This is a genomic window from Gordonia paraffinivorans, assembly GCF_900683595.1.
Taxonomy (GTDB): domain Bacteria; phylum Actinomycetota; class Actinomycetes; order Mycobacteriales; family Mycobacteriaceae; genus Gordonia; species Gordonia paraffinivorans.
On record NZ_CAACYD010000007.1, the window covers coordinates 19,348 to 38,899 of the forward strand.

At 67.9% G+C, this 19,552-nt stretch carries 19 protein-coding genes; 12 read left to right on the forward strand and 7 right to left on the reverse strand.

Annotated elements, in window-relative coordinates; all coding sequences use genetic code 11:
• Positions 1–17 precede the first annotated feature (17 nt).
• Genes E1P53_RS13085 through E1P53_RS13110 form a run of 6 tightly spaced genes read left to right on the forward strand, consistent with a single transcriptional unit; the run spans position 18 to position 6,246 of the window.
• On the forward strand, positions 18–1,061 hold the full coding sequence (locus tag E1P53_RS13085) for a sugar-binding transcriptional regulator (protein WP_131734588.1): 1,044 nt from the start codon (positions 18–20) through the stop codon (positions 1,059–1,061).
• Complete coding sequence (locus tag E1P53_RS13090; protein WP_109238003.1) at positions 1,058–2,407, forward strand: ABC transporter substrate-binding protein; 1,350 nt, start codon at positions 1,058–1,060, stop codon at positions 2,405–2,407. Before E1P53_RS13085 ends, E1P53_RS13090 begins: the two co-directional genes overlap by 4 nt.
• A gap of 2 nt (positions 2,408–2,409) precedes the next feature.
• Positions 2,410–3,366 carry a carbohydrate ABC transporter permease gene (locus tag E1P53_RS13095; RefSeq protein ID WP_109238004.1) on the forward strand — a complete coding sequence of 319 codons (957 nt, stop codon included), beginning with the start codon at positions 2,410–2,412 and terminating at the stop codon, positions 3,364–3,366.
• Positions 3,366–4,253, forward strand: a complete 888-nt coding sequence (locus E1P53_RS13100; RefSeq protein WP_109238005.1) for a carbohydrate ABC transporter permease — start codon at positions 3,366–3,368, stop codon at positions 4,251–4,253. The genes E1P53_RS13095 and E1P53_RS13100 overlap by 1 nt, the downstream gene beginning before the upstream one ends.
• 54 nt (positions 4,254–4,307) lie before the next feature.
• A complete protein-coding gene (locus tag E1P53_RS13105) occupies positions 4,308–5,414 on the forward strand; it encodes an ABC transporter ATP-binding protein (protein WP_131734589.1) in 1,107 nt (368 codons plus the stop codon).
• 49 nt (positions 5,415–5,463) lie between these two features.
• Positions 5,464–6,246 carry a sulfite exporter TauE/SafE family protein gene (locus tag E1P53_RS13110; RefSeq protein ID WP_109238007.1) on the forward strand — a complete coding sequence of 261 codons (783 nt, stop codon included), beginning with the start codon at positions 5,464–5,466 and terminating at the stop codon, positions 6,244–6,246.
• 6 nt (positions 6,247–6,252) lie between these two features.
• Here the strand turns inward: E1P53_RS13110 and E1P53_RS13115 are convergent, their stop codons facing one another.
• Positions 6,253–7,218 carry a DUF808 domain-containing protein gene (locus tag E1P53_RS13115; RefSeq protein WP_181954848.1) on the reverse strand — a complete coding sequence of 322 codons (966 nt, stop codon included), beginning with the start codon at positions 7,216–7,218 and terminating at the stop codon, positions 6,253–6,255.
• A 290-nt stretch (positions 7,219–7,508) separates the two neighbouring features.
• Here E1P53_RS13115 and ribB point away from each other — a divergent pair, with 290 nt between their 5' ends.
• Positions 7,509–8,768, forward strand: a complete 1,260-nt coding sequence (gene ribB, locus E1P53_RS13120; protein ID WP_131734591.1) for a 3,4-dihydroxy-2-butanone-4-phosphate synthase — start codon at positions 7,509–7,511, stop codon at positions 8,766–8,768.
• 124 nt (positions 8,769–8,892) lie between these two features.
• Here the strand turns inward: ribB and fabG are convergent, their stop codons facing one another.
• The 6 genes from fabG to E1P53_RS13150 form a co-directional block, all read right to left on the reverse strand.
• Entirely contained in the window at positions 8,893–9,669 is a 777-nt protein-coding gene (gene fabG / locus E1P53_RS13125) for a 3-oxoacyl-ACP reductase FabG (protein ID WP_131735321.1), read from the reverse strand.
• A gap of 62 nt (positions 9,670–9,731) precedes the next feature.
• Entirely contained in the window at positions 9,732–10,751 is a 1,020-nt protein-coding gene (locus tag E1P53_RS13130; RefSeq protein ID WP_131734592.1) for a phosphotransferase enzyme family protein, read from the reverse strand.
• A gap of 210 nt (positions 10,752–10,961) precedes the next feature.
• Entirely contained in the window at positions 10,962–11,744 is a 783-nt protein-coding gene (locus tag E1P53_RS13135; RefSeq protein ID WP_131734593.1) for an SHOCT domain-containing protein, read from the reverse strand.
• Positions 11,745–11,891: 147 nt separating this feature from the next.
• Positions 11,892–12,395, reverse strand: a complete 504-nt coding sequence (locus E1P53_RS13140; protein WP_181954849.1) for a flavin reductase family protein — start codon at positions 12,393–12,395, stop codon at positions 11,892–11,894.
• Positions 12,395–12,907: an NADPH-dependent FMN reductase gene (locus E1P53_RS13145; RefSeq protein WP_131734595.1), complete on the reverse strand. Its 513-nt coding sequence runs from the start codon at positions 12,905–12,907 to the stop codon at positions 12,395–12,397. Before E1P53_RS13145 ends, E1P53_RS13140 begins: the two co-directional genes overlap by 1 nt.
• An 82-nt stretch (positions 12,908–12,989) precedes the next feature.
• On the reverse strand, positions 12,990–13,772 hold the full coding sequence (locus E1P53_RS13150) for a GntR family transcriptional regulator (protein WP_244941189.1): 783 nt from the start codon (positions 13,770–13,772) through the stop codon (positions 12,990–12,992).
• A gap of 352 nt (positions 13,773–14,124) precedes the next feature.
• Between E1P53_RS13150 and E1P53_RS13155 the strand changes: the two genes are divergently transcribed.
• The 5 genes from E1P53_RS13155 to E1P53_RS13175 all read left to right on the forward strand — a co-directional run bounded on the left by E1P53_RS13155 (position 14,125) and on the right by E1P53_RS13175 (position 19,538).
• Positions 14,125–15,267, forward strand: a complete 1,143-nt coding sequence (locus E1P53_RS13155; RefSeq protein ID WP_131734597.1) for an ABC transporter permease — start codon at positions 14,125–14,127, stop codon at positions 15,265–15,267.
• A gap of 1 nt (position 15,268) precedes the next feature.
• The gene (locus tag E1P53_RS13160; RefSeq protein WP_131734598.1) at positions 15,269–16,153 is read left to right on the forward strand and encodes an ABC transporter permease; all 885 of its coding nucleotides are present in this window, start codon (positions 15,269–15,271) and stop codon (positions 16,151–16,153) included.
• 102 nt (positions 16,154–16,255) lie between these two features.
• Positions 16,256–17,884, forward strand: coding sequence for an ABC transporter substrate-binding protein (locus tag E1P53_RS13165; protein ID WP_131734599.1), 1,629 nt, complete (start codon positions 16,256–16,258; stop codon positions 17,882–17,884).
• Positions 17,881–18,768, forward strand: a complete 888-nt coding sequence (locus E1P53_RS13170; protein ID WP_006901363.1) for an ABC transporter ATP-binding protein — start codon at positions 17,881–17,883, stop codon at positions 18,766–18,768. Before E1P53_RS13165 ends, E1P53_RS13170 begins: the two co-directional genes overlap by 4 nt.
• Positions 18,765–19,538 carry an ABC transporter ATP-binding protein gene (locus E1P53_RS13175; RefSeq protein ID WP_006901364.1) on the forward strand — a complete coding sequence of 258 codons (774 nt, stop codon included), beginning with the start codon at positions 18,765–18,767 and terminating at the stop codon, positions 19,536–19,538. The genes E1P53_RS13170 and E1P53_RS13175 overlap by 4 nt, the downstream gene beginning before the upstream one ends.
• Positions 19,539–19,552: the final 14 nt, after the last annotated feature.

Here is a 19,552-nt window from a genome sequence, read left to right on the forward strand (position 1 = left end):
GACGGGGGTGGGCCTGGATGGCACCTCGCAAACCGGCGGTCGACTCCGCCGACGATCAGCAGACCGCGACCGCGCGTCCGTCCGGGAGAGCCGGCGCCGACACCGGTCAGGACCTGCGACTCCTCGTCCGCGCGGCCACCATGTACCACCTCGAGGGCCTCACCCAGGCCGAGATCGCGGCCCGGCTCGGCGTCTCCCGTCCCACCGCGGGCCGGCTCGTCGCCCGTGCCCGCGCCCAGGGCCTGGTGCAGGTGACGGTGTCGGCGCCGCCGCACCTGTCCGCCTCGATCCACACCGACCTCGAACGGCGGGTGGAGGAGGCATTCGGCCTCGACGAGGTGCTGGTCATCGACGAGGTGGCCGACGGATCGACCACCGGCAACGCCGCGCTCGGCCGCGCCGGGGCATCGGTGCTGACACGCCGTATCCAACCCTCCGACACCTTCGGCTTCACCTGGGGGCCCGAACAGGTCGCCGTCGCCGATGCCCTGGGCGCCAGCTCGTCATGTGAGCGGGTGGTGCAGATGGACGGTTCGATGACCTCCGTCGAGTACCACACCGGAGTCGACCACGCGCTCGCGCGATTCTCCGAGCGTCTCCACGCACGCCCGCTGCGGCTCGTCGCCCCGCTCTACGTCGACCCCGAGACCGTGGCCGCGGTCAATCGCGATTCGATTCTGTCGCAGGCGCTCTCAGCTGCTCGCGGCGCGCAGGTGATGTTGTTCGGCGTCGGGTCGGTCTCGACGTCGACGACCCTCTTCGAGGGGGCGTTCATCGACGCGATCGTGCTCGACGAACTCCTCGAACTGGGCGCGGTCGGGGAGATCGGCGGCCGGTTCTACGACGCCGACGGCAACCCGGTGGCGTCGAGCCTCGTCGACCGGACCATCTCGGTCCCGCTCGACGCGGTGCGCGCATGTCCCACGTCGATCCTCGTCTCCGGTGGCGAGCACAGGCGCGAGTCGATTCTCGGCGCCCTCCGCGGCGGCTACGCCACCATCCTCGTCACCGATGTTGCGACCGCGGAATGGCTTGTGTTGCAGAAGAAAGGCGAACAATGAAGTTCTCCCGACGCAGCGTCCTCGGCGTCCTCGTGGCGACGGTGGCGCTGGTGGTGGCCGGTTGTTCCGGGGCCGGATCGCTCACCGGCGGAGGCGGGCGCGAGATCACCGTCGCGATGGTCTCCAACTCGCAGATGCAGGATGCAGTGGCCCTGTCCGACCAGTTCGAACAGCAGAACCCCGGCGTCAGCGTGAAGTTCGTGACCCTCTCGGAGAACGAGGCGCGCGCCAAGATCACCGCATCGGTCGCCACCGGCGGCGGCGAGTTCGACGTCGTGATGATCAGTAACTACGAGACCCCGATGTGGGGTGAGTACGGCTGGTTGGTCGACCTCGGCCCCTACATGGCGGCCGACCCCGACTACGACGCCGACGACTTCATACCCACCCTGAAAACGGCGCTGTCCCACGACGGATCGATGTACTCGGCCCCGTTCTACGGCGAGTCGTCGTTCCTGATGTACAACAAGAGGCTCTTCGCCGAGGCCGGGGTCTCCCTTCCGCCGAATCCCACCTGGCCCGAGGTCGCCGAGGCGGCCGCGAAACTCGACAGCGACCGTGTCGCCGGGATCTGCCTGCGCGGCAAGCCCGGCTGGGGTGAGGTCCTCGCGCCGTTGAACACCGTGATCAACGCCTACGGCGGCCGCTGGTACGACGAGGACTGGAACGCCCGGCTCGACAGTCCGGAAGTGAAGGCGGCGGTGCAGTTCTACGTCGACACCGTACGCAGGTATGGCGAGGCCGGGGCGTCGTCGTCGGGCTTCCAGGAATGTGGAAACCTGCTGTCGCAGGGCAGGGTTGCGATGTGGTACGACGCCACCTCCGCGGTGTCGGTGCTCGAGAGCCCGGAGACCTCGACGATCGCCGGCGACGTCGGATATCTCCCCGCGCCCAGCATGGCCAAGAAGGACAACGGCTGGCTGTACACCTGGTCGCTCGGCATCCCCAGCAGCAGCGAACATCCCGACGAGGCATGGGCGTTCATCCGGTGGATGACGGGTAAGGAGTACATCCGATATGTCGCCGAGAAACTCGGCCCCAGCCACGTGCCGCCGGGCAGCCGGATGTCGACCTACGAGTTGCCGGCCTACCGCGAACTCGCCGAACCGTTCGCCGAACAGACGCTGGCGTCCATGCAGGCTGCGAACCAGTTGGAACCGACGCTGAGGCCGGTCCCCTACACCGGCGTTCAGTTCCTCGCGATCCCCGAGTTCCAGGATCTCGGAACCCGTGTCAGCCAGCAGATCTCGGCTGCCATCGCCGGACAGATCAGCGTCGACGACGCACTGGCCCAGGCGCAGGAGTACGCCGAGGTCGTCGGCAAGTCCTACCAGAGGGAGCATTGATCATGGCGACTGCAGCCCCGCCGCGGGCCCCCGAAGAACCCGCCGGTCAGGAACCGCTGACCTCGTCGCGCGACCACATCTCACGCGCCGAGGGGTGGCGCCGCCGCGGACCACTCCTGCCCGCGCTGATCTTCATGATCGTGGTGACGCAGGTTCCGTTTCTGTTCACACTGTACTACTCGACGCAGTCGTGGAACCTGGTCCGTCCGGACTCCCGCTCGTTCGTCGGCCTCGACAACTACGTGGCGGTCTTCCGGGACAACCAGTTCTGGCGCGTCACCGCGAACACCGTCCTGCTGATCGTCGGCACGGTCCTCGTCTCGATCGTCCTCGGGTTGCTCTTCGCGCTGCTGCTCGATCGGAAGTTCCTGGGCCGCGGCGTGGTTCGCACCTTGCTGATCACCCCGTTCCTGGTGACGCCGGTCGCCGCGGCGCTGCTGTGGAAGACGAGCCTGCTGTCGCCGACCAACGGTCTGGTCAACTGGGCGCTCGGCCCATTCGGGGTGGAGATCGACTGGTTGTCGGAGTTCCCGCTGATGAGCGTCATGGCCGAACTGGTCTGGCAGTGGACGCCGTTCATGATGCTGCTGATACTGGCCGGCCTGCAGTCGATGCCGCGTGATGTCCAGGAGGCCGCCCGCGTGGACGGCGCCACCAGCTTCCGGTTGTTCCGCGAACTGACGCTGCCGCACCTGCGCCGCTTCATCGAACTGGGCGCGGTGCTCGGCGCGATCTATCTGGTCAACACCTTCGACGCCGTGTACATGATGACCTCCGGCGGGCCGGGCGTTTCCAGTTCCAACCTCTCGTACTACATCTACCAGCGCGCCTTCCTCGGCTTCGACATCGGTCAGGCCGCGGCGATGGGCGTCGTCACCGTGATCGGCACGATCGTCGTCGCCTCGCTGGCGCTCCGACTGATCTTCAAGTCGTTCACCGGAACAGAGGAGCCGGCCTGATGACCACCGACACCCGCCCGACCGCGCCCGTGGAGACGAGCCCGGAAGGTCTGTCTCACACAGAGATCCGTCGACGCAGGCATCCACGGCAAGCGGCTTTGACCGTGTTCACCTGGATCCTCGCCATCGGGTTCTTCTTCCCGGTCCTGTGGATGGTGCTGACCGCGTTCAAACAGGAGTCCGATGCGGCGACCAACCCGCCGACGTTCGTCTTCACCCCGACGCTGCAACAGTTCCGTGACGTCTTCGACGCGGGAATCGCGACACCACTGCTCAATTCGGTGTTCGCGACCGTGGTCTCGACGATTCTCGTCCTACTGCTCGGTGTTCCGGCTGCGTTCGCGTTGTCGTTGCGGCCGGTCCGCAAGACCAGGGACGCGCTCTTCTTCTTCATCAGCACCAAGATGCTGCCGATCGTCGCCGCGATCATCCCGCTGTACGTGATCGTCGGCGAGATCGGGATGCTCGACAACATCTGGACGCTGGTGATCCTCTACACCGCCATGAATCTGCCGATCGCGGTGTGGATGATGCGCTCGTTCTTCCTCGAGGTTCCAGGCGAACTGCTCGAGGCGGCGAGCATCGACGGTGCTAGCCTGTGGACATCGGTCCGCGAGGTGATCCTCCCGCTGGTGTCACCGGGAATCGCCGCCACCGCGCTGATCTGTGTGATCTTCTCGTGGAACGAGTTCTTCTTCGCCGTCAACATGACCGCGGTCAACGCCCAGACCATGCCGGTGTTCCTGACCGGGTTCATGTCGGGGCAGGGCCTGTACTGGGCGCAGCTGTCGGCGGCCTCGGTCCTCGCCGCGCTACCGGTCGTCATCTGCGGCTGGATCGCCCAGAACAAACTCGTCCGAGGATTGTCGTTCGGCGCCATCAAATGACCCACCGGCATCCGTTCTTCTCCTGACCCACCACCACGACCTCCGGAGCAAACCATGGCATCCATCACCTACGACAAGGCCTGCTGCGTCTACCCCGGCGCCGACAAGCTGGCCGTCGACTCCCTCGACCTGGACATCAACGACGGCGAGTTCGTCGTCCTCGTCGGACCCTCGGGTTCGGGCAAGTCCACCGCATTGCGTATGCTCGCCGGTCTCGAGGAGATCGATTCCGGGCAGATCCGCATCGGTGGCGAGAACATGGTCGGAGTGCCGCCCAAGGACCGCGACATCGCCATGGTCTTCCAGAACTATGCGCTCTATCCCAACAAGACCGTCGGGGAGAACATGGGTTTCGCGCTCAAGATGCGCGGCATTCCCCTCGACGAGCGCAAGCGGAAGGTCGCCGAGGCCGCCAAGCTGCTCGATCTCACCGACTTCCTCGACCGCAAGCCCGCCAAGCTGTCCGGCGGCCAGCGGCAGCGCGTCGCGATGGGTCGTGCGATCGTCCGGGAGCCGCGCGTGTTCTGCATGGACGAGCCGCTGTCCAACCTCGACGCCAAGCTGCGTGTGCAGACCCGCACCCAGATCGCGGCGCTGCAGCGTCGGCTCGGTACGACGACCGTCTACGTCGCCCACGACCAGGTCGAGGCGATGACCATGGGTGACCGGGTCGCCGTTCTCAAGAACGGCGTCCTGCAGCAGTTCTCGTCGCCCACCGAGCTGTACGACCGTCCGGTCAACGCCTTCGTCGCCGGATTCATCGGATCGCCGGGGATGAACCTCTTCACCGCACCGGTCTCCGACGGCGAGATCACCGTCTCCGGGGCACGGGTCGATCTCGACGCGGAATCGCAGGCAGCACTGCGCCGTTCGGGTCTGTCGTCGGTCACCGTCGGCATCCGGCCCGAACACCTGGCCCTCGCCGACGACGGTACCGGCATCGACGCCGAGGTCGCCCTCCTGGAGGAGCTGGGTAGCGAGACCTACATCTACGCCAACCTCGCCGACCCGTCGGTGCGCAACCTCGACGCCGAGCCGATGGTCATGGTCGCGCGGTCCTCGGAGCGGTCCCCGGCCAAACGCGGCGAGGGGATCCGACTGAAGCAGGCCGATCGGGCCGTGCACCTGTTCCACGCCGAGACGGGCGAGCGACTGGTGTGACCCACCCCGGTGTTCACGTCCCTCGGCGCAGCGGGCACCCTCGGACACTGTGACGACTTGGGAACTGCTGGCCGTTCTGCTGGCCGGCGTGGGAGCGGGCGCGATCAACGCGGTCGTCGGCAGCGGCACACTGATCACCTTCCCGACGCTGGTGTCGTTCGGGATTCCGCCGGTCACGGCCACCATCTCCAACGCGATCGGCCTGGTTGCGGGAGGCGTGTCGGGAACCTGGGGGTACCGGCGGGAGCTCGAGGGCCAGTGGCCGCAACTGCGGTGGCAGATCCCAGCGTCGTTCGTGGGCGCGATCGTCGGATGCTGGCTGCTGCTGCATCTGCCGGAGCGGGTCTTCGAGATGGTCGTACCGGTGCTGCTGGTCGCCGCGCTGATACTCGTCGTCGCCCAACCGCGCATCTCGGCGTGGGTGGCGCGCCGGTCGACCGGCCCCGTGCACCCGGAGCGTGAGCACCTCACCCCGCTGCGCATCACGGCGATGATCGCCGGCACCTTCGCCGTGGGCATCTACGGCGGCTACTTCACCGCCGCCCAGGGCATCATGCTGATCGCCGTTCTCGGAGTGGTCGTGCCCGACCACATCCAGCGCATGAACGCGGCGAAGAACCTGCTCTCGCTCGTGGTGAACGTCGTCGCCGCGGTCACCTACACGCTCGTCGCGTTCGATCGGATCAACTGGGCAGCGGCCGGGGTCATCGCCCTCGGGTCGCTGGCCGGCGGGATGATCGGCGCGCGGTACGGGCGACGCCTGTCGCCGGGCGCGCTGCGCGGGGTGATCGTCGTGGTCGGATTGATCGGGTTGTGGCGTCTGGTGGGCTGACCGAGGTCAGTGCGCCTCGACCTCGGCGGCGGCCTCGTTCTTCTTCGCCCGCTTGGGCAGGAAGTGCAGCAGCGCCACGAGGATCGCGCCGACGCCCAGGCCGACGAGAGCCGACACCACCGTCCCGGCGGTCCAGGACAGGAACCCGCCGAAGCCACCGTGGACCAGTTCGGCGAACCAGTGCTCGAGGTGGTGCAACTGATCCGCGGGCCAGTGGAATCCGGCCTCGCCGACGTTGGCGATCAGGATGTGGCCACCGACCCACAGCATGGCGGCGATGCCGACCACCGTGAGTGTCGCCATGATCTTCGGCATCGCGTTCACCAGACCGCGGCCGACCGATTGGCTGATCCGCGATTCGCGCCGGGCCAGCGCCAGGCCGACGTCGTCCATCTTCACGATGAGCGCGACCACGCCGTAGACCAGTGCGGTGATGAGGAACGCGACGACGATCAGGACGATGAGCCTGGTCCAGAACGGCTCGTCCTCGACCGACGACAGCGAGATGACCATGATCTCGGCCGACAGGATCAGGTCGGTGCGGATCGCGCCGCGGACCATGGTCTTCTCGAACTCGGGTCCGCCCTGCTTCGGGCCCGCGTCCTCGTGGTGGCCGCCGCCGATGGCCTCCCAGACCTTCTCCGCCCCCTCGTAGGAGAGGAACAGGCCACCGGCGATCAGCAGGTACGGCAGCGCGCCGGGGAGGAACTGACTGAGGAGCATCGCCACCGGCAAGATGATCAGCAGCTTGTTGCGGATCGACCCGATCGCGATCTTCCGGACGATCGGCAGCTCCCGGTCGGGCGTGAACCCGTCGACGTAGCGCGGCGTGACAGCGGTGTCGTCGACGACGACGCCCGCGGCTTTCACGCTGGCCTTGCCGGCCGCGGCCCCGATGTCGTCGAGGGACGCGGCGGCGGCACGGGTGAGTGTCGCGATGTCGTCGAGCAGGGCGACGAGGCCAGTGGCCACGGGCACCTCCAGTTCGGCCGGGCCCATCGGTGCGGGCCGTGTCAGAAGAACAGTATGCCGAAGACCCGGTGGCGGCCGGGGATGCCCTCGCCGTCCGGCGCAATCGCGCCGGGGGGAACGCCGAACCGGCGGGATTCGCCGCCGACATGCGTGTGGCCTGCGCATTCGCATCTCGTGATCGGCGAAATCAATCTGCCACGCGCGGGTTTCCGTGCCGTCATGGTCGCGGTGTCGAATGACTGACACGTGGGAGCCACGACGCGCATGGTCGTCGACGACGAGGAGAACTGATGAACGCCATCGAGAACGCCATCGATGCACTTCGTGCGGGTCGGCCGGTCCTGGTGACCGACGCCGCCGATCGTGAGAACGAGGGCGATGTCATCCTGGCCGCCGACCGCGTGAGCACCGAATGGACCGCATGGACGGTCCGGAACACCTCCGGGCTGCTGTGCGCACCGATGACGGCCGAGCGGGCGGACATGCTCGAACTGCCGTCGATGGTGGCGAACAACGAGGACCCCAAGGCGACTGCATACACGGTGACGGTCGATGCGGCCGAGGGTGTCACCACCGGGATCTCCGCGGCCGACCGGGCTCACACGCTGCGCATGCTTGCCGCGGCCGCCGCCGGTCCGCGCGACTTCACCCGTCCCGGGCACGTTCTGCCCCTGCGGGCCCGGCCGGGTGGCGTCCTGGAACGTCCCGGCCACACCGAGGCGGCCGTCGACCTGTGCACGATCGCCGACATCGCCCCCGTCGGGGTGATCGCCGAACTCGTCGCCGACGACGGATCGATGATGCGCTATCCGCAGGTCGCCGCGCTGGGGTCGCGGATGGGCCTGCCCGTCCTGACCATCGAGGAACTCGTCAACTACCGCCGGATGCACGACGCCGGACGCTGGACGGTGGGGCCGCGTGTCCGCCGGGGCGCCGAGACGGTCCTGCCGACCCCGACCGGCGAGCTCCGGGCGATCGGCTATCGGGACACCGAGACCGGCGACGAACACATCGCCCTGATCAGCGGCGGGGTCGCCGGCGACGGACTGCGCCGCCCGGCCCCGCTCGTCCGCATCCACTCCGAATGCCTGACGGGAGAAGCCTTCTCGTCGCAGCGCTGTGAATGCGGTCCGCAGCTCGAGGCCGCGCTGGAACGCATCAGCCACGAGGGCGGGGTCGTCGTCTACCTCCGCGGGCACGAGGGGCGCGGCATCGGCCTGCTCAAGAAGCTCGCCGCGTACCGCCTGCAGGACCAGGGACTCGACACGGTGGAGGCGAACCTCGAACTCGACGAGCCGGTCGATGGCCGCGAATACGGCGCTGCCGCTGCTATTCTCGCCGATCTCGGTATCGACCGCGCGCGTCTGCTGACGAACAACCCCGACAAGGTCCGTGCGCTCACCGACTCGGGGATCGCGATCGCGCAGCGGGTGCCGCTGATCGTCGGGGTCAAGCCCGCCAACGTGCGCTACCTCGATACCAAGCGTCGTCGACTGGGGCACTTCTTCGACAACGTCGTCGACGACGGGACGTCGGTCGCCTCGGTGTGATTCCCGGTCCCGCGGAGACCCGGGCGAGACGGACATCGCGGGGCGGGACCCGGAATCGCATGTGAGGATGTGCGATTCAAAGCCCCGCCCCGCGATCGTGCATCGGGGTTCGGGTGGAGACCCGTCAGGCCGGGATCGCGTCCGGTGATTCGGGGAGCACCTGGCCGCCGTCGACGGCGATCGCCTGACCGGTGATGTAGCCGGCCTCCCTGGTGGCGAGGAAGGCGGCGAGGGTGCCGATGTCCTCCGGGGTGCCCAGCGCCTTCATCGGGATCGCGCGGGTCATGCCGGCGATGTAGTCCTCGCCCATCTCCACCAGGCCCTCGGTCAGGATGTTGCCCGGCATGATGGCGTTCACGGTGATCCCACTGGCCGCGAGCTCGATGGCGGCCGTGCGCATGAAGCCGAGCTGGGCGGCCTTCGACGCCCCGTAGTGCGACCAGTTGGGGAATCCGGTGATCGGCCCGGTGATCGACGAGGTGATGATCACGCGGCCGCTGCCCGAGGCCGTCAGGCCGTCGAGACAGGCCTGGACGGTGAAGACGGTGCCCTTCACGTTGACGTCGAGCACCTCCGAGAGCTGGGCGTCGGTCATGGTCGGCAGCGAGGCCTCGGGGAAGATGCCGGCGTTGGCGCAGACGACGTCGATGACGCCGAAGGCGTCCATCGCCGCCGCGGCCATGGCATCGCACGACTCGCGGCTGCTCACGTCGGTCGGTATCCCGATGATCTTCCCGGTTGCGAGGGCGTCGAGTTCGGCGACACACGCCTCGATCTCGGCTTCGGACCGGGCGGCGACCGCGACATTGCAGCCGGCGCGGGCGAACACGCCGGCGATACCGCGGCCGATGCCCTTGGTGGCGCCGGTGACGATCACGGATCGGCCGGACAGATCGAACAGGGACATGGTTCTCCTCGGGATCGGTGAGACCGGCGGGCGCCGGTGACGGGGGTGGACGGGGCTCAGGCGGCGGACGATCGGTCGACGGCTCCTCGCAGCCAGTTCGGATCGCCGAGGTAGTTGCGGGCGAGAGCGGCTGTGCCGGACGCGAAATCCTCGCCCAGCTCGCGGGCCGCGTCGGAATCGGCGTGCGAGGCCACCCACGCGGTCAGCTGGATGCGCCGCAGCAACACGAACGTCGGGATCATCGCCCGATGCTCGTCGGGGAGCGGGCGGACCGCGGTGTACCCCCGCAGCCAGTCGGCGATCAGCTCTTCAGCCTCGGGGGAGTCCTCGATGAACGACAGCGCGGAGCCGAGATCGGCGAGATGCCAGGACCAGCCGCAGTCGTCGAAGTCGATGACGGTGACCACCGGGAGATCGGAGCCCGGGTCGACCATGAGGTTCGCCAGACGCAGATCGGCGTGGACGAGCCCGAAACGGTCGGGTCCGGTGCCGAAACGCTGCAGGCGCTCGGCGATGACCTCGGCGGCCGCGGCGATGTCCGCGCGGTCGCGTTCGCTGAGTCCGGGTGCCTCGCGCCACTGGCCCCACCGCGCACGCGGACCGAGTATCGACTCCACGTCCCAGGTGAACCGGGTGAATCCGGCCGGCGGAGACCACGACATGCTGTGGTCGTGGAGGTGTGCGGTGACCGTCCCGATGGTGGCGAAGTCCACCATGTCCGGGGATTCCTCCGCGGTGCGGCCGGGCACCACGGTGACCGCGTCCACCAGCAGGGATCTGTCGTCGACGGTCACCTCGACGACGTCGGAGCCGTCGACCGCGGAGATCGGCGTCGGGGTCGACACCGGGGTCTGTGCGCCGAGGGCCGACATCCAGTGCAGTTCCGAGCGCACGGCGTCGAGCGAGTGGTAGCCGGGACGATGAACCCGCAGGACCATCTGCGAGTTCCCGTCATCGGCCAGGTAGGTGGCGTTCTCCGACAGGCTCAGCAGGCGCAGCGCCGCGGACGGCGCGAGCCCGTAGAGGGGTAGAGCGGCCTCTGCGAAGGCGCGGTGGTCTGCAGGCAATCCGGACACCGGAACATCGTCGCGCCGGAAGCACTCTTTAGCAGTCCGAAGGACGGTCTTTTTACCTGCGGTTAGCGAGACGCGGGAAGGCGAAACAAGGTGGTAACAGCAAACCCGTGCCCGTGACGACAAGTGTTGTCGCACAGCTCATCACACCGACCACCCGGTGACCCGCGTCTCAGGGCGCCGGGTCGCCCGCGGGGACCGGCGACCGCGGGGTCAGAGACGGCCGAGGAGCTCGGCCTTCTTCGCGGCGAACTCCTCGTCGGTGAGGATTCCGCGTCGATGCAGGTCGGCGAGCGACTCGATCGCGGCGACGATGTCCGACGCCCCCTGCGGTGCCGACGCCGCGCCCCGGACGGGTTCCGCCGCCGGGGCCGGGGCGTCCGGCGCGGGTGCGGCGACCGGCGTCCCCGCGACCTGGTCGGCCCCGGGCTCCACCAGACTCGACACGTCGAACGTGCCGTACTGGCTGGAGAAGGACAGCGAGCCATAACCGGTGCCCTGCTGCTGCTGGACGCCCGAGATCTGGTGGTCTCCGGTGTCGAACACGCGCGTGGTGCCCGCGACCTGGATCGCGAGGCGGCGCGTGCCCGGGAAGACGGCGTAGCGCAGGTCGTTCTGGGCTCCAGACGAACTAGGGATGCCGAGATCTGCCGGCCCCCAATTGCCCGACGTCTGAGCGCCCGACCCGGCGAACGCGTCGTTCCCGGCCGGGGCCGGCGGGAAGATCTGGATGGTCGCCAGCAGGTTCGACAACTCGTTGCACAGCGAATCGACCCGGGCCTTGAGCGAGTTGTCGAACATGTCGCCGACCATCGTCATCCCTCCGCACATCCACTGGCCGGAGCCGCCGAGTTCGGGGATGTTGAACTGCGCCATGGTCCCGCCGCCGGAGTTCACGGCGAACAGCATCGCCAGCACCGCGTCGCGGGAGATCCCGTAGCGGGCGGAGATGTCGGCGATGGCGGATTCGGCTTCGGGGGTGACCGATGCGTTCATGGAGATGTCCTTCGTCGAGGCCGGAGCCCTCAACAGGCTACACAGCTTCGACGGGGACACCGGGATCATCGCGGCCCGGAGCGGGCCGGGACGTGGTGGTGCGCGGCAGGCGGGGGATCGTCGCGCACCACCCCGGGGGCCGGGTGGTCAGGCGGACAGCCGTGCGAAGGCCGACCGATGGAAGACGATCGGATTCTTGGAGTGATCGTTGGCCAGGCCGATCACCCGCAACACCACGATCTCGTGGTCGCCGGCGACGTGGGAACTCTCGATGGAACACTCGAAATGGACCGGCGCCTCGTCGAGGAGAAGCGCGCCGCTCGGCAGGACGGTGGTGTCGACGCCGGCGAAGCGCCGGGTCTTGTCCTTCGACGACAACTGCCGGATGACCTCGGTGTGGGTCTCACCGAGCACGGAGATCCCCAGCGTGGGCAGGCCTCGGAGGACGGGCCAAGTGGTCGAGCTCTGCTGGACCGCGAACATCACCAGCGGCGGCTCCTGCGAGACACCGACCGCGAACGACGAGGCGACGATGACGGTCGGCTCGTCGCCCGCCATCCCGGCCAGGGCGACGACGCCGGTGGGGAAGGCGCCGAAGGCCTTTCGGAGTTCGGCGCTGTCGATCTCGGCGGTGGGGATCAACGTGGTCATCACTCACCCGCCGACACGGTCGCAGAGGCGGACGACAGGACCACCTGACCCCAACGGTCGATCCAGGGCTGGAAGGCCTCGGCATCGTCGTAGAGCTTGTCCACCACGTAGAGCCCGGCGGCCGGCACCGTGGCGCCGAGCTCCACGAGCACCGGCTTCAGCAGCAGATCGGGCGCCATGTAGTGGGCGGGTCCCGCGCCGAGCATGAGCGGGATCGCGGTGACGTCCTGCAGCCCGTCGCTGGTCGAGAACTGATCGAGGAACAATTTGAGCAGGCCGGTGTAGGTCGCCTTGAAGGTGGGGGAGGCGAACACGACCAGGTCGCCGCCGGCGACGGTCTCGACCGCCGAAGCGACCGCGGGATCGCCCCACCCCAGGAGCCCGGCGCCGAGGTCGACGACGTCGACCACGTGATCGGGCTCCTTGCCGGTGAGGGTCGACGCCAGCAGGCTCGCCGCCGTCAATGTCCTCGACGCAGGCTTCGGGTTGCCTGCCACAACGGAAACGATCACGATGCTTCCCCTTCGAATGTCGCGGTGTTGATCTCACCAGCAGCGTGCGCGCGCGACATTGCCGAAGCGTCAAGCGATCATTTCACACAGATTGCGCCACAGTGCCCACCCGATCTGCGCCGGTGTGAACCTCGCGCGAATCGGTGAACGCCGATTCCCGCCCGGGCGGAACAGGATTCGGATCGGGGCACCACGTCAGATCGGAGTGGTCGACCTGCGATTCGAAGCGGACCAGGTCGGCGCGGAAACGGTCGAAGACGATCTCCAGGGGTGCGCCGTCGGCGGCCGTGTAGAGGATCTCGCGGGACAGCAGGGTCTCTCCGGGGGCGACACCCAGGAGGCGGGCGGTGCGATCGTCGGCGCGTTCGGCGCCGATGGAGACCGCCGCGCCCCCGGGCGCCACGCCGAAGAACTCGGCGAGCGTCCGTGCCATCGAGATCGGCTTGTCGCGCAACAGGTTCGGATCGGCGTTGAACCGCGGTGAGAAGTAGGCGCTGCGCATCCCGATGGTCTCGCCGCGGGCGATGAAGGAGTTCTCCACGAGGCGGACGACGTCGTCGTCGATCTTCAACCGGGAACGGACCAGCGGAAACGTCGGGACGATGCATTGATCGGTCACCTGTATGTGGACCTGCTCGCCGCCGGTCACCGCGATGTCGTCAAGCGCCACACCGAGATCGCGGCGATTGACCCGGGTTCCCACGCGTGGCCGGCGGATCACGACGCCGGTCTCGCTCAGCTCGTTGAGCGCGGCGCGCACCGAACCCCGACTGGAGTTGAACATGATCATGAGGTCTTCTTCGACCAGCTGCGCGTCGATGTCGATGGTGCCGTTGCGAATCGAGGCGAGTATCAGGTCGCGCACGCGGCGAGAGGACACCTGGCGCCCACGCGCCGAACCTCCGCGCGAACGGGGGTGAAAGCTGGGTGGCGTCGTCATGATCAGGTTCCGATCGTGAAGAGTGGGGGTTGAACGGCCGATGCAAAGGGAGTCTAAGGACTCTTGCGGCCGAGGTCGCGCCGAGTAGCGCGCATCACATTCGGCGCAAAACCGATGCGATCGGAGACCCCGACCTCTTGACCTGCGCAGATCGGTTCCATCTCCCGTTTGTGAACCCGCGCAATTGATCAGTCACGCCGCGACGCGGGTTTCGAAACAAATCGACCACAGGATCAGGTCCCAACAGATTGATCGACCCGTGGATGGGAGGAGTCGAGTGACCGTCGATATACGAGTCGACACGGGCATCGCAGATCCGACGCTCGTGACCGGAACCGCCGATGGCGGAACCGGGACAAAGGGATTCGGTGCGCAGTCGGTGCTGTCCCGACTGTCGGAGTGGGCCTGGGTGGGCCGCGCCGCCGGCCGCGCGATCGTGAACTTCCTCATCTTCGTGGTGGCGGCCTTCTTCCTCGTCCAGCTGATCCCCGGCGACCCGCTCGTGTCGTCGTCCGGCGGCCGCCTGTCCGGCGAGGCGCTGGGGAAGGCGCGAGAAGTGTACGGACTCAACGGGTCCCTGGCCTCCCAGTTCTGGTCGTATCTGACCTCGCTGTTCAGCTTCGACCTCGGGGAGTCGATCGCGACGGGTCGCCCGGTCGCCGAGGACATGGCCACGCGCATCCCCGCGACGCTCGAGCTGATCGGGACCGGCCTGTTCTTCGCCTGCCTCGTCGCCCTGCCGATGTCGTACTTCGTCGTGACCAAGCCGACCAACCGCTTCTCGAAAGTCCTGCGCTCCTACGCGAGTTCAGCAGGTGCGATCCCCGAGTACGTGGTCGGCATCCTGTTCCTGTTCGTCTTCTTCGCGACACTGGCCTGGGTGCCCGCACCGTCGGGGCGTCTGGATCCCATCCTCATGCCACCGGCCGAGGTCACCGGGTTCCCGATCCTCGACGCGTTCATCGCCGGCGACGCCGAGGCCGCCAACTCCTACATCTCCCACCTGATCCTCCCGGTGGCGGTGATGGTCGTCTCGCATACGGCGATCCTGGTGAAGTCGCTGATCCTCGCGCTCGACACCGAGATCGACAACCCGGCAACGCGATTCCGGATCGCCTCGGGTGCCCCGCGGCGCATCGTGATCGCCAGCGTGTACCGCCGGGCGCTGCCCTCGGCGGTGGCGATGCTGGGCATGATCTTCGGTCTGCTCCTCGGTGGCGCCGTGGTCCTGGAATCGCTGTTCGGCCTCGGCGGCCTCGGCCAGTACGCGGTCGACGCGGTCCGCGCCTCGGACGTCTTCGCGCTCCGCTCGTTCCTGGTCGTGATCGCCGGTCTCTGCCTGATCGTCTACTTCCTCACCGAGGTGGCCACCGGTCTCCTCGACTCCCGCCGCCGCGACTCGCGAAACCAGGAGGTCTGACATGGTGATGCCAACGCTGAAGAGCACCTCTGAGACCGACGTCGACCGATCGGCGGGCAGGTCCGCCGGAGCCGTCGCCGGCCTGCGTCGCCACGCCGCGCTCATCCCGTTCGGAATCCTGTTGCTGTTCGCGGTGATCGGGCCGATCGTCGCCCCGCAGCCGGCGACCGAGGTGGTCGGGACACCGTCGACCGCGCCGTCGGGAGACCACTGGTTCGGCACCGACTCCAACGGGTTCGACGTCTTCTCGCGGACGCTCACGGCCTTCCGCCTCGACATCCTCATCGCGATCGCGGTCACCCTGCTGGCGACCGTCGTGGGCATGGCCATCGGCGCGATCGCCGGCATGTACGGCTCCAGGGGAGGTCTGCTCGGCGTGATCGCCGGAACGCTCGGCCGCACCATCGATCTCGTCCAGGCGCTGCCGGTGATGATCGGCGGGCTGGTGATCGTGTCCTTCTTCGGGCGCAACGAGGTCGTGGTCTCGATCGCGCTGGCCCTGGTGCTGATGCCCTTCCAGGGACGTCTGATGCGCACCGAGGTCCTGCGAACCCGCAACGACGGGTACGTCACCGCAGCCCGCATGAGCAGCGAGTCCGAGATCCGGATCCTGTTCCGCCACGTGATCCCGAACTCGTGCGCACCGGTTCTCGAGAACGCGTCGGCGATCTTCGGCATGGCCATCATCTTCTGCGCCGGCCTCGGGTTCCTGGGAGTCGGAATCCCGCTCCCGACCGCGGAGTGGGGCAACATGCTCGCCGACGGCGCCGCGGACGCCGCGGTCGGCCGGTGGTGGCCGGCGCTCTTCCCGGTGCTCGCACTCGCCTACTCGGTGTGGGCCGCATCCAAGGTCACCACCTTCATCTCCCGCCGCCGGCGGACCTGATCATCCCGGCCCGCCCGACCCCTCGTGCCAGGTCCTCGTGCACACCGCGTCGTGCACATCTCGTCTCGACAACCTCGAAGTAGAACGGAGTCCTCGATACCCATGAAGTCCACCAGGAAGAGACTGTCCGCTCTGGTGAGCGGCACCGCGCTCACCCTCGCCGCCGCGCTGACGCTCAGTGCCTGCGGCGGCTCGTCGGGGGACTCGGCCGAGGGCGGTGTGGTCATCGTGACCGCCGCCCAGCCGCCGAGCTTCAGCTACGAGAGCACCCCCACCGGCTACGAGGCCGCGGAGTTCTGGCTCAACACCGGCGCCACCCTGATCCGCAACCCCTATGTCGAGGGAACCGACGGACTCGCGGCCCACCAGGAGCTGTTCAAGTTCGAACCGGTCCTCGCCAAGAGCTACGACGTGAGCCCGGACGGCAAGGTCTTCACCTTCGACCTCAACACCGACGCCAAGAGCGCCTCGGGCAACTCGCTCGACGCCGACGACGTCGTCTTCTCCTTCAAGCGCAAGTTCGAGGTCGACACCAGCATCGTGGCGTTCGTCAGCGCCCCGGTCATCACCTCGCCCGACCAGGTCAAGAAGATCGACGACGACACCGTCACGATCACCATCGACGATCCGGCGCACGGTTTCACCTTGCTGTCGCTGCTGTCGAACCAGCCCTACACCATCTACGACTCCGACGTGCTCAAGGCACACGCGACCCCCGACGACCCGTACGGCGTCGAGCGCTCGAAGACCAACGCCGACTACGGATTCGGTGCATACAAGCTGGTCAGCTACACCCCCGGCCAGCAGATGGTCTACGAGGCGAACCCGGGTTACGCGCTCGGCGAGCCCGAGGTCAAGAAGATCGTGCAGCGCGTCGTCGCCGACGCCGGCCAGCGGTCGAACCTGGTGAAGAGCGGTGACGCCGCCATCGCCACCCAGCTGCGCCCGGCCGACCAGGTGGCCCTGAGCGACGCCGGCGCGGCCCAGATCTTCGACGTCCCGAGCAACGCCTACGTCTACGTGCCGCTGACCACCACCAAGGCGCCCTTCGACAACGTCGACGTCCGCCGCGCGTTCGCCCACGCGGTGCCCTACGAGGCGATCATGAAGGACGTCTACAAGGGGCGCCTCGGGCCGATCTCGTCGATCCTCAACGACACCCTGCCCGACTTCAACGGCAGCGGCCTGAACCCGAACACCTTCGACCCGCAGAAGTCGCTCGAGATCCTGAAGAACGCCGGCGTCAGCACCCCGGTCAAGTTCGAGCTGACCATCAACAACGCCGTCCCGGATCTCAAGGAGACCGCCGTCCAGATCCAGACCGCGGCCCGCGCAGCAGGTTTCGAGATCACCCTCAACGAGGTGAACTCGGCGGTCTTCCAGGAGGGCCTGGCCGCCAAGACGTTCCAGGCGTCGATGGGTCGCGACTACGCGGTCGTCCAGTCCCCGCCGTACGTGTTGTCGCTGTTCTACACCCCCGGCTCGCCCATCAACTGGCCTGACTTCGACTACGCCCCGCTGAACAACGCGATCGCCGCCGGCAACAAGGCCGGAGAGCCGCTCACTCCGGCGGCCTGGGCGGAGTGGAACAAGGCCGAGCGGGTCCTGCAGGACCAGATGCCGACCGTGTACATCGGATACGTACAGCCGCTCAACGCCTTCCGCAACGGTCTCGGCGGCTACGTGTTCCGTACCGACAGCGTCATCGACTACTCGGTGCTCAAGCCGTGACCACGCTCACCGATTCGGTTGCTCCCGAGACGAAGAGCACGCACGAGGCGCCGTCGCCGGTTCTCGAGGTGGTGGACCTGACCATCCGCTACGGCGGCGTGGAGAAGATCCACCCCACCTCGTTCACCATCGGGACGCGCGAGCGGGTCGCCATCGTCGGCGAGTCGGGGTCGGGCAAGTCCAGCATCGCCAACGCACTCGGCGGGTTCATCCCGCCGGGTGTGGGCGAGGTGGCCGCGACGACGATGTCGCTGTCCGGTCGTTCGCTGCTCGATCTGCCGGCCAAGCGGATTCCCGATCGCCGCCAGGGCATCTCGATGATCTTCCAGGACGCCATGAGCTCCCTCGACCCGATCTGGTCGGTCGGCAGCCAGCTGATGGCGGTCCTCCCGAAGGGCAGGTACGGGTCCCGCAAGGAGCGTGCCGCCGCCGCGGAGGAGCGCCTCGAGCAGGTGGGGATCGTCGATCCCCGACGGGTGATGTCGTCGGTGCCCGGGCAGCTCTCCGGCGGCATGCGCCAGCGCGTGATGATGGCCATCGCCCTGGCGTCCGAGCCGGAGCTGCTCATCGCCGACGAGCCGACCAGCGCGCTCGACGCCTCGCTGGCGGTGTCGGTGATGGAGCTGATGACGGGGCTGACCGTCGCGAACGGCGCGTCGCTGGTGTTCATCACCCACGACATCGCGCTCGCCCGCCGGTTCGCGGACAAGGTGCTCGTGATGCAGAAGGGCGAGGTCGTCGAGACGGTGGCCGCGCGCGACCTCGACCACGCCCGCCACCCGTACACCCGTGGCCTGTTGCAGTGCATGCCGACGCTGAGTTCGGCCCAACTCGACCGTCTCCCGACGCTGGACACGGTCATGACCGAGGAGCCGGCGGCATGAGCACCATCATCGAGGTCGTCGACGTCCACAAGCAGTACGGCCGCAAGGTGACCGCTGTGGGCGGCGTCACCACCAAGCTCGAGAGCGGCCGGTCGGTCGGGATCGTTGGCGAATCCGGCTCCGGCAAGTCGACTCTCGGCAAGATGATCGTCGGACTGACCGCACCGACGTCGGGTCAGGTCCTCGTCGACGGACGAGACCTGAGCCGGTTGCTGGAGCGGCGTCCCGGGCGCCTCGAGTACCGCCGCAAGGTGCAGCTCGTCGCCCAGGACACCACGACCACCTTCGACCCGCGCCGCATCGTCCGCGAGGCGATCCGGCGTCCCGCGCAGATCCTGGGCGGCCTGGACTCGAAGGCGGCCGACGATGCGGTCGACTCGATCGTCGCGGACCTCGGCATCGCCCCGGAGCTGGTCGAGAGGTATCCGCATCAGCTCTCCGGCGGTCAGCGGCAACGCCTCTCGATCGCACGCGCACTCGTCGTGCACCCCGACATCCTGGTCTGCGACGAGGCGGTCAGCGCCCTCGACGTCTCGGCCCAGGCCGTGGTGCTCAACCTCCTGAAGGACTACGTCACGACGCATTCCCTCGGGCTGGTGTTCATCTCGCACGGTCTTCCCGCGACCGCGTTCATCACCGACGACCTGCTGGTGATGAACCGCGGGAAGGTCGTCGAATCGGGCGAGACCATGTCGCTGCTCAACGCGCCGTCGAACGACTACACGCAGACCCTCGTCGGCGCCTACCAGGCCATGGAAGCAGTGGCCTGACCCTTCGGATCACC